This is a genomic window from Micromonospora sp. NPDC003197 (genome assembly GCF_053590565.1).
Genome location: NZ_JBSFTE010000005.1, coordinates 124,717 through 138,129, shown reverse-complemented (window position 1 = coordinate 138,129; position 13,413 = coordinate 124,717). Strand labels below are relative to the sequence as shown.

Below are 13,413 nucleotides of genomic sequence, written 5' to 3'. Positions count from 1 at the left end.
ATTTGGGCAGGTCAAGGCTTGTGCAGGGTGTCCCGCAGGGACATCGCGGCCTGACTGGTGGCCTGTCGGGCCGGTGGGCTGTCGGCCAACGCGTTGAGCATGACGAAGTCATGGATCATGCCCTGGTAGCGGACCTCGGTGACCGGTACGCCGGCCTGGCGCAACTTGCTGGCGTACGCCTCGCCTTCGTCCCGCAGGACGTCCGCCTCATCGGTAATGATCAGCGCCGGTGGTAGCCCGGTGAGCTGGTCCATGCTGGCCTGTAGCGGTGACGCCATCGGGTTGGACCGCCGGTTGGTGTCGGGCAGGTACTGGTCCCAGAACCACATCATGAGTTCCCGGCCCACGTAGTAGCCTTCGGCGAACTCCCGGTAGGAGCCGGTGTCGAAATTGGCGTCGGTGACCGGATAGAACAGCACCTGTTCCATGAACTTCGGGCCGCCTCGCTGCTTGGCCATCATCGTGAGGACGGTGGCCATGTTTCCGCCGACGGAGTCGCCAGCGATCGCCATCCGGGAGGCGTCCAAGCCGTGCGCCGCACCGTTGTCCACGATCCATTGCGCGACCGTGTAGCACTCCTCCAACGCGACCGGGAACTGTGCCTCCGGGGCGCGGCTGTACTCCGGGAAGACCACGGCGACGTTGGCCTGCGTCGCGATTTCCCGGACGAGCCGCTCGTGGGTGTGGAAGTCACCGAACACCCAGCCCGCCCCGTGTAGGTAGAGGACGACCGGTTGCGGGTTGCGTGAGCCATCGGGTCGCATCACGTCCTGCGCCACTGCCCGTACCCGGTTGCGCAGTCCGCTTGCTCCACCGGCCTGCTGCCCCTTGGGCCAGACGACCCGGACCCGCACCTGACCGGTCGGTCCACCCGGAATCGTCATGTCCTCAAGGTCGACGTCCGGTTGGCTGACCTGGCCGGACTGGATCTCGTCGAGCTTGGCTCGCCCCTGAACCGGTGGAATTTGGAACAGGAACGGCGGTTGGGCCGTCATCCGGACCACTTCCTGTGCGGCCGGCTCCAGGACGACGGTGCTGGTGGCTTGTGCCATGACGGATTCTCCTCCCCGTGCCGCCACGGGCGGTGGCGACTGATCAACTAGCGAAACTCCGTCTGCCTCCGCGCCACGGGTACCCGAATCTGGGCGAGCTATTGCGCGGGCCGCCTCTTCGCGTGCCCGTTTTGTCACTGCATGAGGGAATTTCATAGCAGATCCATTTGTCCGATGGGGGTTTTCCACAGGCGGTTCGGTTATCCACAGCCGCGCAGTTGGGTCCCCCGAGCAGGTTTTTCGCGCGGCACGGTGTGGCGGTGACCCGTACCCGCCGCCCCGTTGGAGGCAGTGATGCCGTCCCGTACCTCCGTTCCGTCGGTTTCGCGCCTGCCCCTGGTGTTGACCTCGGACGATGACCTGCTCGACGAACTGTTACGACTCGCCGCGGCTGGCGGCACCGAAGTCGAGGTGGCACCCGATCCGCCCGCCGCCCGCTCACGGTGGGCCGCCGCGCCGCTGGTACTGGTCGGATCCGACCAGACCCAGGCCTGCCTACGGGCCCGGCTACCGCGCCGGCCCCGCGTGGTCATGGTGGGCCGGTCCGGACAGGGAGACCCGAGCTGGGATCTGGCCGAACTACTCGGTGCCGAGCATGTCGCGATGCTGCCGGCCGCCCAACCCTGGCTGGTGGACCGGTTCGCGGAAACCACCGGCAACACAGTTGCCGCCGGTGGCCGGATCATCGCGGTAATCGGCGGGCGGGGCGGTGCCGGCGCGAGTGTCCTGGCCGGTGGTCTCGCCGTCACCGCCGCCCGAGCCGGTCTACGCACGCTGCTGGTCGACGCCGATCCGCTCGGCGGTGGTCTGGATCTGGTCCTCGGCTGGGAACAGCTGTCGGGGCTTCGCTGGCCAGCGCTCACCAGTGCGGATGGGCGGGTGGATGCGCCAGCCCTGGTCCAGGCCCTACCCAGCCGAGGTGACCTGGTCATGCTCTCCTGGGACCGAGGCGACCTGATGCCCCTGCCAGCGGAGGCGATGGCGGCCACGATGGACGCCGGGCGACGCGGCCGGGACTTCGTCGTCGTGGACCTGCCCCGACAGTTCGACGACCCAGCCGTGATCGCACTACAAGCCGCCGATCAGGTCTTCGTGCTGGTACCGGCCGAGTTGCGGGCCACCGCCGCCGCAGCCCGGGTAGTGGCCGCCGCCGTTCCGCACTGCGCCAACCTGTCCGTGATCGTGCGGGGGCCGGCTCCCGGCCGGTTGAAGGCCCGTGAGGTGGCGAAGGCCCTCGACCTGCCGTTGGCCGGCACACTCCGGCCGGAGCCCAACCTGTGCCGGGGCCTGGAACGCGGCGAGGCGCCCGCAGTCACCGGCCGAGGGCCACTCGCCGTCCTGTGCCAGCGGCTCGTCGCCGACCTCTCCGGCGTTCCGGTAACCATCGCGGAGACGGCATGAGCCAGGAGATCGCCGCCCGCGTCCGGCACCGATTCGCCGCCGAGGGCACGGTGCTCACGCCGGCCGCGGTCGTTTCCGCCGTACGCGCCGAGCCCGGAGCCGCCGTACTGGGGGATACCACCGTGCTGCGGATCGCCAGCCGAGTGCACCAGGATCTGGTGGGTGCCGGTCCCCTGGCACCGCTACTCGCCGACCCGAACATCACCGACATCCTGGTCAACGGGGTCCGGGTGTGGGTCGACCGAGGTGGCGGGCTACGCCAGGAAGCAGTGCCGCTCGGCACGGTCGACGACGTCCGGCGGCTCGCCCAGCGGCTAGTGGCGGCCTGCGGCCGACGGCTCGACGACGGAACCCCATTCGCCGACGCGCGGCTACCCGACGGCACCCGGTTGCATGCCGTACTACCTCCGGTCGCGACCGACGGACCCTATCTTTCGTTTCGCACCTTCCGGCAGCGGCCGTTCACCCTCGACGAACTCGTCGAGCACGGCACGATGGCCCGACCGGTGGCGGAACTGCTCGAAGCGGTGGTGGCCGCTCGCCTGGCCTACCTGGTCACCGGCGGCACCGGGTCCGGCAAGACGACGCTGCTCAACACGCTGCTCGGGCTGGTCCCGGGCACCGAACGGATCGTGTTGGTCGAGGACGCCGCCGAACTGCGACCGGTGCATCCACACGTCGTCGGGCTCCAGGCCCGAACCGCCAACGTGGAGGGTGCGGGCTCGATCGGACTCAGCGACCTGGTGCGGCAGGCGTTGCGGATGCGCCCCGACCGGCTGGTGGTGGGTGAGTGCCGAGGGGCGGAGGTCGTCGACCTGCTGGCCGCGTTGAACACCGGCCACGACGGCGGGGCCGGTACGTTGCACGCCAACGCACCAGTCGACGTACCGGCCCGGTTGGAAGCGCTCGGCCTGCTCGGTGGACTGCCCCGGGTCGCCCTGCACGCCCAGGTGGCCGCCGCTCTCCAGGTGCTGCTACAGGTTCGCCGCTCCCGTCAGGGGCGGGTACTGGCGGCGGTCTGCCTGCTGTTGCCCACCGGCCCGGAACGACTTGTCACCGTCGTACCGGCCTGGCAACGCGGGCACGGTCTCGGTCCAGCAGCCACCGCGTTGGCTCGACTCATCGCCGACCGGGGCGTGCCGGTGCCACGACTGTTGACCGTTACCCGACCAGCCTTGCCGACAGCTGCCCGACCGACCGGGCCGGACTCGTGACAGCGAACCTGTGGCTGCTCGTGTCCTGCCTGCTCGGTGCCGCGCTGGTCGCCGGGTGGCCGGTTGGTTCCAGCCGAGCCCGCCGACGCGCCATCATCGAACCGCAGCCCGACCAGAGGAGCGCTGACCAGCGCAGAAGCGCCGACCGGCAAACTCGCATCGACCGGCGGATTCACGTTGGTCGACAGTGGATGTCGCTCGGGCAGCTCGCCGCCTCGCCTCGCCGGACCACGATTTCGGCCCTGGTGTTCGGTGGAGGTGTCGGGGCCTGGCTGGGCGGTCCGGTCGCGTCGATAGCAGTGGCCGCCTATACCGGGCTCGCCGTGGGGATGGTGCTGCGGCGGCAGAAGCTACGGCTCGCGGCACAGCAACGCCGCCGCCAACTCGATGGTCTGTCCGCGCTCGCCGCCGACCTGCGCGCCGGTCTACCGGTACCAGGGACGATTTCCCAGCCGCCCCTGGTGACGTCTGCGGTGGCCTCCGTAGCTACCTCTGCGAAGTCGGTTCCGGCGGCGACGCTGCCCAAAGATGACGATACGGACCGGATCACCTCACTGACCCGGTCGGCGATCCGGTTGGCCGAGCAGACCGGGGCACCCCTGGCCGACCTGCTCGAACGGATCGAGGCCGACGCCCGGGCGACGGACCGGGGCCTGGCTGCCGCCGCAGCACAGGCAGCCGGGGCACGGGCCACCGCGTGGCTGCTCGCCGGCCTGCCGCTGGGCGGGATCGCCCTGGGCTTCGGCATCGGCGTCGACCCGGTCTCCGTACTGCTACACACCCCCATCGGTGCCGGCTGCACGATTGCCGCCATCGGCTTACAGTTCGCCGGTCTGGCCTGGGCCAACCGGCTCAGTAGCAGTGCCACTCGAGGGGCAGTTGGTGCGATGCGTACCCGGGTGGCCTGATGCCCGCCCCGCTCGCGCTGGCCGGATGCCTGGCCGGGGTCGCGCTGATCGTGGCCGTGACCGCCCGGCCCACCGGCCGTACGGTTCGGCGTCGTCTCGGCCGGCTGGGCATCCGACGTACCGGTCCCCATCGACCGCCCGACCTGGTCCGGCTTGGTGCGTTCCTCGGTGGCCTGGCCGTCGCAGTCGTAGCCGGCGACTGGACCGGGCTGCTGGCCGGTGTTCTTGTCGCCGTCGTTCTGGACCGGTTGCTACGGCGCTTCGAGCCGGCGGCAGTCCGGGCTCGGCGGTTACGCGAGGCCGCTGACCTTCCGCTCGCGGCCGACCTGTTGGCGTCGGCGCTTCGGGCCGGGGCACCGGTGGACCGCGCTGTGGCGGCAGTGGCCGAGGCGCTGGCCGGTCCGCTCGGCGAGCGGTTGGCGCGGGTCGGCCGGACGATGCTGCTCGGCGGCGGGCCGGAAGAAGCGTGGGCACACCTGGCCCCGGTGGCTGGTGCCGACCGGTTGACCACAGCCGCCGTCCGCTCGGCCGCCAGCGGTGGCGCACTCGCCGGGGCGCTGGCCCGGCTCGCGGACGACCTGCGGGCCGACCGAGCCGTGGCCGCGGAGGCGGCAGCCCGCCGGGCCGGAGTGCTCATCGTCCTGCCGTTGGGGCTCTGTTTCCTACCGGCCTTTATTCTCGCCGGCCTGGTGCCGGTGATCGTCGCCGTCCTTGGCGACGTGCTGTGACGACCATCGAAGAAGGGAACACCAGTATGCGTAGACTCCGAGCCCGGTTGCGGGGCGACGCCGGGATGAACACCGCCGAGTACGCCGTCGGCACTCTCGCCGCCGTCGCCTTCGCCGGCCTTCTGCTGAAGGTCCTCACCTCGGGCAATGTCCAGGCCGCCCTGACCGCCGTGATCGATCGGGCGTTGAAGTGATCCGGCGCTGGCTGGCCGGCCGGGACCGAGGCTCGTACACGGCTGAACTCGCGGCCGGCCTGCCGGCGCTGATGTTGCTGCTGTTCTTCGGACTGACCTCGGTCAACGCGGTGACCACGAAGGCGCAGTGTGTGGATGCCGCCCGAGAGGCGGCCCTGGCTGCCGCCCGAGGTGAGGACGGGGTGGCGGCTGGACAACGCGCCGCGCCGGCCGGTGCCGTCGTGTCGGTCACCGTGGCGGGGGAGACCGTTGCGGCGGCGGTACGTGCACCTGTCCGCGCATTGGGCGCACGGCTGCCCCGGCTCACCGTCTCGGCTACGGCCGTGGCCGCCGTCGAGCCCGGCGCAGCGGAGGCAACCCGATGACGACAGGCTGGGATCGGACCGTGTCCAGACCGGTGACGGCGGGGCGAGAGCGGGAGGCAATCAATCCCATGACGACAAGCCGGGATCGGGGCAGTGCGTCCCTGTGGTTGCTCGCGATCGGGCTGGTGCTGGTGGCGGCCGGGCTCGGCGGGGCGGCAATCGGTGCAGCCCGAGTCGCGCGGCACCAGGCGCGGGTCGCGGCAGACCTTGGCGCGCTGGCCGGAGCTGCCTACGCGCTCGATGGCTTGGTGGTCGCCTGCGACCAGGCGGCCACCATCGTCTCCGCCAACGGTGGTCGGCTCACCCGATGCACTGTGGACGGCCTCGACCTAGAGGTCGTCGTCACGGTGGCCGTCACTCCGTTGCCGGGACTGGACCGGTCGGCCACCGCCGCTGCCCGGGCAGGCCCGATCCGCGCTTGAAGTTCGTTCGGCACGATCGGCACCCTGCTCCCGGTTGGATGAAGATCGGCCATTTCCTCCCTAAACTAATCTTACGGGTGGATTCCTGCGTGAATTGGATCGTGTTGAGTGGGTGCTCCACGGGTACGGAGAGGAAGCCGAAGAACACGCGAGAAACGAGCCGGAAGGCTGTCAGTAGAGAACGGTCGAGAACAGGGATCTCACCGTACTGAGTCACAAGGAGCAGCATGCGGATCGGCAACGTGGAGATCAGACCACTCGGCGGTGGACTCGGCTGCCTGCTGATGATCCTTTTCTCGATCGTCGCGTCGATCGTGCTCACGGTGGCGGTCAATCTGATCTTCTGACCCGGAGTGCGAACGCTATGCCGCCAGGCGCAGCAGGAACTCCTCGACGTCTTGGCCCCGCCCGTACGCAAAACCACTGTCTTCACCGACGATCGTGAACCCGCACCGTTCAAGGACCTTGCGGGAGCCGACGTTGTCCTTCGCGACCCGGGCGTGCAACGGCCGGGTCGTCACCTCGGTCAGGAACTCGGCCAGTGCCTGGGAGGCGATGCCCTGGCCCCACACTGCTCGGTCAATCCAGTAGGTGACCTCGGTATCGCCATCCTGAACGAAGCTGCTCACATGGCCGACCACACTGGCATCGGCCACGATGGTTCGCGTAACGATGCTTTCCTTGCCGAGGATCCTGGCCCAGCGGGCGAGAAAAGCTGCCCGGTCCGTCGGATCCTCGGCGGTGAAAGCGGCCATCCGGATCGCCTCCGGGTCGAGCTGATGCTGGAAGAACACATCAAGATCAGTCTCTTCTACCGCCCGCAGCAGCACCGTCACGACTTCGGCCTCCACATCGATCCGTTCGCATTCCGCCCGCCAGGAACCTAGCCCAATGCACCGACAGAAGCCGCGCGCCGACATTGAGACGACGATGTTGAGACGACGACGTCGAGACGCCGACCGCTGGGCGACTTCGCAGACCTATGACGGGTGGGCCTCAGCCTTTGCCAGGTTGGCCAACACCACGTCGAGCACCCGTACCGCCGCCGTCTTCGACAGCGGATTGTTGCCGTTGCCGCACTTCGGCGACTGGACACAGGAGGGGCAGCCCGCCTCGCAGCCACACTCGGAGATCGCATCCCGGGTCGCCCCCAGCCACGCCTCCGCCACCCGGTACGCCCGTTCGGCGAAGCCCGCCCCGCCCGGATGCCCGTCGTAGACGAAGACCGTCGGCTCCTCGGTGTCCGGGTGCAGTGCGGTGGAGAGTCCCCCGATATCCCACCGGTCACAGGTCGCCACCAGTGGCAACAGCCCGATCGCCGCGTGCTCGGCGGCGTGCAGCGCGCCCGGCACATCGGCCGGCTCGACCTCAGCCTCGATCAGGGCCGGCTCGGAGACCGTGAACCAGACCGCCACGGTCCGCAACTCGCGGGCCGGCAGGTCGAGAGGGCGGGTGTCCAGCACCTCCCCGGTGGCGATCCTTCGCCGCTGGTACGACACCACCTGGCTGGTCACATCGACCTCGCCGAGGAAGAGACTGATCGGACCGGCATCCAGCCGGGACCGGACCGACACCACCGCCAGCGACGTGACGTCCCGGGCATGGGTGGACCAGTCCGGCTCCTCGGCGTGCACCAGGGCACAGCCGTCTTCCAGATCCAACTCGTCCACGACGTAGGACGTGCCCTGGTGCAGGTGTACCGCGCCGGGGTGGACGGTGACGTGCGCCGACGCCGGATCCACCGTGCCGAGCAGCCGACCGGTGGCCGACTCGACCACGCAGATCGGCGTACCGCCGGTGCCGCGCAGGTCGACCTCGGGCCGCCCGGTGTGCCGCCAATACCACCCCGTCGGGCGTTTGCGCAGCGCGCCGCCGGCCACCAGCGTCTCGACCGCCTCGGCCGAGCCTGGTCCGAACAGGTCGAGGTCGGCTTCGGTCAGCGGCGCCTCGACGGCTGCGCAGCACAGCTGCGGTCCCAGGACGTACGGATTGGCCGGGTCGAGCACCGTCGCCTCCACCGGCTGTTCGAACAGCGCCTCCGGGTGGTGCACCAGATAGGTGTCCAGCGGGTCGTCCCGGGCCACCAGCACCGCCAGCGCCTCCTGCCCGGAGCGCCCGGCCCGGCCGGCCTGCTGCCACAGCGAGGCCCGAGTGCCGGGATAGCCACAGATCAGTACGGCGTCCAGCCCGACCAGGTCGACGCCCAACTCCAGGGCGTTGGTCGAGGCGAGACCGAGCAGCTCGCCGGTGAGCAGCGAACGTTCCAACGCCCGCCGGTCCTCCCGCAGGTAGCCCGCCCGGTAGGCGGCGACCTGTTTCCCGAGACCGGGCACCACCTCGTTCAGTGCTTGCCGGGCGGTGGTGGCGACCACCTCGGCGCCGCGTCGGGACCGGACGAACGCCAGGGTCCGTACCCCGGCGGCGACGGTGTCGGTGAGCAGGTCGGCGGTCTCCCGCAGCGCCGAGCGGCGGACCAGGGCAGCGCCGGCACCGACGGCGGTGTCCGCGACGGGGGCGTCGTCGGCCGGCGCGGACGGCTCCGGAACAGCAGACCGGGGAAGAGCGGACCCGGGCAGGGCGGAGCCAGGGTCGGCAGGCAGCAGCGGTGGTTCCCAGAGGGCGAAGGTCAGCCCGCCGCGCGGCGAGTGGTCCTGGGTGATCGCCGTCACCGGTAGGCCGGTGAGCCGAACGGCTGCCACCGCCGGGTCACCCGAGGTGGCCGAGGCAAGTACGAACACCGGGGACCTGCCGTACCGGGCGGCCTGCCGGCGGAGCCGGCGCAGTACGTGGGCGACGTGCGACCCGAAGACGCCCCGGTAGGTGTGGCACTCGTCCACGATCACGTACGTGAGCCGGCGCAGGAACGTCGCCCAGCTCGCATGGCCGGGCAGCAGCCCGTGGTGCAGCATGTCCGGATTGGTCAGCACGAACCGGGAGTGTCGGCGGATCCACTCCCGTTCGGCGCGCGGGGTGTCCCCGTCGTAGCAGGCCGGTCGTACGTCATCGAGGCCCAGCTCACTGATGGCGCGCAACTGGTCGGCGGCGAGCGCCTTGGTCGGAGCCAGGTAGAGCACTGTGGCCCGGGGGTCGGTCAGCAGCCCGGCCAGGGCGGGCAGTTGGTACGTCAGTGACTTGCCGGAGGCGGTGCCGGTGGCGACGACGACGTGCTGGCCCTCGTACGCGAGGGTGGCTGCCTCGGCCTGATGCCGCCAGGGCGCGCTGACCCCGCGCCCGGCGAGCGCCGCGCGTAGTTGTTCGGGCACCCAGTCGGGCCAGGGGGCGGTGCTGCCAGCGCGGGCGGTGACCTGCTCGACGTGGGTGACCGGGTCACCGGCGGCGGTCAGGCCGCTGCGGGCCCGCAGCCGGCGGAGCAGGTCCGCTGGTGTCGGATTGCCGGCCGGACCCGACCAGTCGGCTCCGGAGCCTGCCGATACTGTGGCTGCGGAGGTCACGTCCTGCACTCTCGCACTGTCGAGGGGCGATGGAAAAGTCGGGGCGTGGGTAATGAGCTGGTACCGGTGCACCTCGATGCGGTTCGTACCGGTCGATGGTTAGATGCCCAGGGGTGTCCTGGTGGGCAGAGGAGGGGACTGATGGAGCTATCGCTGGCGACCCGCACCGTCGCCGATCACACGGTGCTTGAGGTCGGCGGCGAGGTGGACGTCTATACCGCCCCCCGGCTGCGGGAACGGCTCGTCGAGTTGGTCGACGGTGGTGCCCGTAACGTCGTAGTGGACCTGGGGCGGGTCGACTTCCTCGACTCGACCGGACTCGGTGTGTTGGTCGGTGCCCTGAAGCGGCTACGCGCGGCCGGCGGCACCTTTGGTCTGGTCTGCGCGAAGGAACCGCTGCTCAAGATCTTCCGGATTACCGCGCTGGACCAGGTCTTTCCGATCTATCCCAGCATCGACTCCGCGACCGGCTCGGGCTCGGCCGGCGCCAGCGCGTGATGGCGACGGTCCGGCTCTCCTTCTCTCCCGCGCCGGTGCACGTGCGTACCGCCCGGCTGGTCGGTGTCGCCGTGGCCCGGCGGGCCGGTGTCGCCGAGGAACTCCTCGACGAGCTGCGGCTCGCCATCGGTGAGGCGTGCGCCCGGGCGGTCGCCCTGCACAACCAGTACGGCCTGACCGACCTGGTGGAGGTCGAGATGTCCGACGTGGGGATGTACACCGTCCGCGTGATCGATCGGGCACCGATCGAGGCCGGGCTCGGTCTGACGGCACTGCCGCCGGACGAGCTGACCAACGAGTCGCTGACCGACGAGGCGCTTACCACCGGAGTCGGGTTCGCCCTGCTGGCCGGTCTGGTGGAGGACCTTCAGGTACGCCCCGTGGACGAGGGGATCGGCACCCAGGTACGGATGGTCTGGCCGATCGGTCGCTGACCGCTGGTCGGGCATCGTCCGGACGGCGGACACCCATGACCGGCGACCAGATCGCTGGTACGAGCGTAAATATTTGCGTTTATACATCACTTCGTCGGCTTAACACAACGACGAAGATCACCGCGACACGACGTGGCGAGGGTGTGACCTCTGCCACCGTGTGCGGCTAGAGTACCCGGGGTTATCAGCAAGTGTCCTGGTCCCGCAGCCTGCGGGATCGGGTGATCGACGCTGGTCCGCGGGTATGGGTCGGCGCACAGACACTTGCGAATCCGTGTGGCCGCCCGGGGCCGGTTCGTCCAGCGGCGGCGCGAGTGTTCGGTACAGGAGGACATAGATGTCCGGGACCCCGGTCGCCGCAGGCGGCGGCTTGTCCCTTACCGGTGCGAACCTGTCGTACGTCGTCATCGCCGCGGTCATCGCGCTGGTGGCACTCGGCTTCGCCGCCGCCCTGACCAGGGCGGTTCTGGCAACCGGTAAGGGCACCACAAACATGCAGGAGATCTCCGGGGCGGTCCAGGAGGGCGCCTCGGCATACCTGCTTCGTCAGTTCAGAACCCTGGGCATATTCGTCGTGATCGCCGTGCTGCTGCTCTTCTTGCTGCCGGTGCACGACACCGACAACAGCGAGCTTCTGGTCAAGATCGGCCGATCCGGCTTCTTCGTCGTGGGCGCGGTCTTCAGCGCGTTCATCGGTGGTGCTGGCATGGCCCTGGCCACCCGGGCGAACCTGCGGGTCGCCGCAGCCGCCCGGGAGGCCCAGGGTGGTCGGGAGGCCGCGATGCAGATCGCGTTCCGCACCGGCGGCGTGGTCGGGTTCCTCACCGTCGGCCTCGGCCTCTTCGGTGCGGCCCTGGTCGTCGTGCTCTACAAGGGGGACGCGCCGACCGTGCTGGAAGGGTTCGGCTTCGGGGCCGCCCTGCTCGCCATGTTCATGCGGGTCGGCGGTGGCATCTTCACCAAGGCCGCCGACGTCGGTGCCGACCTGGTCGGCAAGGTCGAGCAGGGCATTCCGGAAGACGACCCGCGCAACGCGGCGACCATCGCCGACAACGTGGGCGACAACGTCGGTGACTGTGCCGGCATGGCCGCCGACCTGTTCGAGTCGTACGCGGTGACGCTGGTCGCGGCCCTGATCCTCGGTCGCGCCGCGTTCGGCGAGGAGGGTCTGGTCTTCCCGCTGATCGTCTCCGCCATCGGGGTGCTCATCGCGATCATCGGCGTCTTCATCACCCGACTACGCGCCTCGGACCGCTCCGGTCTGACCGCGATCAACCGGGCGTTCTACCTCTCCGCCCTGCTGTCGGCAGTCCTGGTCGCCATCGCCGCCTGGCTCTACCTGCCGGCGAGCTTCGGCGACTTCGCCGAGGGGCTGGGCGACGCCGACGGCAGCCCGATCGAGGGCAATCCACGGGTGGTCGCCATCGGCGCGGTGCTGATCGGCATCGTGCTGGCCGCCGCCATCCAGGCCCTGACCGGCTACTTCACCGAGACCAACCGTCGTCCGGTGCAGGACATCGGCAAGACCTCGCTGACCGGACCGGCCACCGTCATCCTCTCCGGCATCAGCATCGGTTTGGAGTCGGCGGTCTACTCGGCGCTGCTGATCGGTGCCGGGGTCTTCGGCGCGTTCCTGCTCGGTGGCAGTTCCATCACACTGTCGCTGTTCGCGGTGGCGCTGGCCGGCACCGGCCTGCTCACCACGGTCGGGGTGATCGTGGCGATGGACACCTTCGGTCCGATCTCCGACAACGCGCAGGGCATCGCCGAGATGTCCGGCGACATCGACGAGCACGGGGCTCGGACCCTCACCGAACTCGACGCGGTGGGCAACACCACGAAGGCGATCACCAAGGGCATCGCGATCGCCACGGCGGTGCTGGCCGCGACCGCGCTGTTCGGCTCGTACACCGACACGCTACGGATCGCGTACATCGATGCCGGGGTTGATAACTGGGTCAACGAGATCCTCAACACCCTGAACGTGGCCAACCCGCGGAACCTGGTCGGCCTGATCATCGGTGCGGCAGTGGTGTTCCTCTTCTCCGGTCTGGCCATCAACGCGGTCTCCCGCTCGGCCGGTGCCGTGGTGATGGAGGTGCGCCGCCAGTTCCGGGAGATGCCCGGCATCATGGACCGCACCCAGCGCCCCGAGTACGGCAAGGTCGTCGACATCTGCACCCGGGATGCGCAGCGGGAGCTGCTGACCCCCGGCCTGCTGGCCATCATGGCGCCGATCGCGGTCGGCTTCGGTCTCGGGCCCGGCGCGCTCGCGTCGTACCTGGCCGGGGCGATCGGGGCCGGCACCCTGATGGCGGTCTTCCTGGCCAACTCCGGTGGGGCCTGGGACAACGCCAAGAAGCTGATCGAGGACGGGGCACACGGCGGCAAGGGCTCCGACGCGCACGCCGCGACGGTGATCGGTGACACCGTCGGTGACCCGTTCAAGGACACCGCCGGCCCGGCGATCAACCCGCTGATCAAGGTGATGAACCTGGTCTCGCTGCTGATCGCCCCGGCGGTGGTGGCCTGGAGTGTGGGCAGCGACCAGAACACTCCGCTGCGGATCGGCATTGCGGTGGTCGCGACGTCGATCATCGTGGTGGCGGTGCTGTTCAGCAAGCGCAAGCCGGTTGCCATGTCCGAACCCGGTCCCGGGCCGGGCGGTACCGGCAGCGGTAGCCCGGACCAGCGGCCGGAGACGGTGAACGCCTGATCCTCTCGACCGGTCGGGGCCGCCGTGAC

At 69.9% G+C, this 13,413-nt stretch carries 13 protein-coding genes; 10 read left to right on the top strand and 3 right to left on the bottom strand.

Annotated features, from left to right (window positions below):
• Positions 1-11 precede the first annotated feature (11 nt).
• Positions 12-1,052: an alpha/beta hydrolase gene (locus ACWDV4_RS07595; RefSeq protein WP_449975659.1), complete on the bottom strand. Its 1,041-nt coding sequence runs from the start codon at positions 1,050-1,052 to the stop codon at positions 12-14.
• 342 nt (positions 1,053-1,394) lie between these two features.
• On the opposite strand from ACWDV4_RS07595, the gene ssd reads away from it, so the two are divergent.
• From ssd to ACWDV4_RS07560, 7 genes are all read left to right on the top strand, one after another.
• The gene (ssd, locus tag ACWDV4_RS07590) at positions 1,395-2,453 is read left to right on the top strand and encodes a septum site-determining protein Ssd (protein ID WP_449975912.1); all 1,059 of its coding nucleotides are present in this window, start codon (positions 1,395-1,397) and stop codon (positions 2,451-2,453) included.
• Complete coding sequence (locus ACWDV4_RS07585; protein ID WP_449975657.1) at positions 2,450-3,667, top strand: TadA family conjugal transfer-associated ATPase; 1,218 nt, start codon at positions 2,450-2,452, stop codon at positions 3,665-3,667. Before ssd ends, ACWDV4_RS07585 begins: the two co-directional genes overlap by 4 nt.
• Positions 3,664-4,575 (top strand): type II secretion system F family protein, encoded by a 912-nt coding sequence (locus ACWDV4_RS07580; RefSeq protein WP_449975655.1) that lies wholly within the window; start codon positions 3,664-3,666, stop codon positions 4,573-4,575. Before ACWDV4_RS07585 ends, ACWDV4_RS07580 begins: the two co-directional genes overlap by 4 nt.
• Positions 4,575-5,303, top strand: a complete 729-nt coding sequence (locus ACWDV4_RS07575) for a type II secretion system F family protein (RefSeq protein WP_449975654.1) — start codon at positions 4,575-4,577, stop codon at positions 5,301-5,303. The genes ACWDV4_RS07580 and ACWDV4_RS07575 overlap by 1 nt, the downstream gene beginning before the upstream one ends.
• Before the next feature lie 26 nt (positions 5,304-5,329).
• The gene (locus ACWDV4_RS07570; protein ID WP_184534587.1) at positions 5,330-5,497 is read left to right on the top strand and encodes a DUF4244 domain-containing protein; all 168 of its coding nucleotides are present in this window, start codon (positions 5,330-5,332) and stop codon (positions 5,495-5,497) included.
• Complete coding sequence (locus tag ACWDV4_RS07565; protein WP_449975653.1) at positions 5,494-5,862, top strand: TadE family type IV pilus minor pilin; 369 nt, start codon at positions 5,494-5,496, stop codon at positions 5,860-5,862. Before ACWDV4_RS07570 ends, ACWDV4_RS07565 begins: the two co-directional genes overlap by 4 nt.
• Positions 5,863-5,930: 68 nt before the next feature.
• Complete coding sequence (locus tag ACWDV4_RS07560) at positions 5,931-6,284, top strand: Rv3654c family TadE-like protein (protein WP_449975652.1); 354 nt, start codon at positions 5,931-5,933, stop codon at positions 6,282-6,284.
• Positions 6,285-6,646: 362 nt separating this feature from the next.
• Here the strand turns inward: ACWDV4_RS07560 and ACWDV4_RS07555 are convergent, their stop codons facing one another.
• Both ACWDV4_RS07555 and ACWDV4_RS07550 read right to left on the bottom strand, forming a co-directional pair.
• A complete protein-coding gene (locus ACWDV4_RS07555; RefSeq protein WP_449975651.1) occupies positions 6,647-7,120 on the bottom strand; it encodes a GNAT family N-acetyltransferase in 474 nt (157 codons plus the stop codon).
• Positions 7,121-7,264: 144 nt separating this feature from the next.
• Positions 7,265-9,736, bottom strand: coding sequence for a DEAD/DEAH box helicase (locus ACWDV4_RS07550; protein WP_449975911.1), 2,472 nt, complete (start codon positions 9,734-9,736; stop codon positions 7,265-7,267).
• A gap of 141 nt (positions 9,737-9,877) precedes the next feature.
• Here ACWDV4_RS07550 and ACWDV4_RS07545 point away from each other — a divergent pair, with 141 nt between their 5' ends.
• The 3 genes from ACWDV4_RS07545 to ACWDV4_RS07535 all read left to right on the top strand — a co-directional run bounded on the left by ACWDV4_RS07545 (position 9,878) and on the right by ACWDV4_RS07535 (position 13,384).
• Positions 9,878-10,234 carry an STAS domain-containing protein gene (locus ACWDV4_RS07545; protein WP_449975650.1) on the top strand — a complete coding sequence of 119 codons (357 nt, stop codon included), beginning with the start codon at positions 9,878-9,880 and terminating at the stop codon, positions 10,232-10,234.
• The gene (locus tag ACWDV4_RS07540) at positions 10,231-10,668 is read left to right on the top strand and encodes an ATP-binding protein (RefSeq protein WP_449975648.1); all 438 of its coding nucleotides are present in this window, start codon (positions 10,231-10,233) and stop codon (positions 10,666-10,668) included. The genes ACWDV4_RS07545 and ACWDV4_RS07540 overlap by 4 nt, the downstream gene beginning before the upstream one ends.
• Positions 10,669-11,005: 337 nt before the next feature.
• Positions 11,006-13,384 carry a sodium-translocating pyrophosphatase gene (locus ACWDV4_RS07535; RefSeq protein ID WP_449975647.1) on the top strand — a complete coding sequence of 793 codons (2,379 nt, stop codon included), beginning with the start codon at positions 11,006-11,008 and terminating at the stop codon, positions 13,382-13,384.
• Positions 13,385-13,413 lie beyond the last annotated feature (29 nt).

What these genes read in the sequence shown, in the direction of transcription:
- ACWDV4_RS07595 (WP_449975659.1), bottom strand. Translation starts at nt 1,052, where the DNA reads ATGGCACAAGCCACCAGCACCGTCGTCCTGGAGCCGGCCGCACAGGAA.
- ACWDV4_RS07585 (WP_449975657.1), top strand. Translation starts at nt 2,450, where the DNA reads ATGAGCCAGGAGATCGCCGCCCGCGTCCGGCACCGATTCGCCGCCGAG.
- ACWDV4_RS07575 (WP_449975654.1), top strand. Translation starts at nt 4,575, where the DNA reads ATGCCCGCCCCGCTCGCGCTGGCCGGATGCCTGGCCGGGGTCGCGCTG.
- ACWDV4_RS07570 (WP_184534587.1), top strand. Translation starts at nt 5,330, where the DNA reads ATGCGTAGACTCCGAGCCCGGTTGCGGGGCGACGCCGGGATGAACACC.
- ACWDV4_RS07560 (WP_449975652.1), top strand. Translation starts at nt 5,931, where the DNA reads ATGACGACAAGCCGGGATCGGGGCAGTGCGTCCCTGTGGTTGCTCGCG.
- ACWDV4_RS07545 (WP_449975650.1), top strand. Translation starts at nt 9,878, where the DNA reads ATGGAGCTATCGCTGGCGACCCGCACCGTCGCCGATCACACGGTGCTT.
- ACWDV4_RS07535 (WP_449975647.1), top strand. Translation starts at nt 11,006, where the DNA reads ATGTCCGGGACCCCGGTCGCCGCAGGCGGCGGCTTGTCCCTTACCGGT.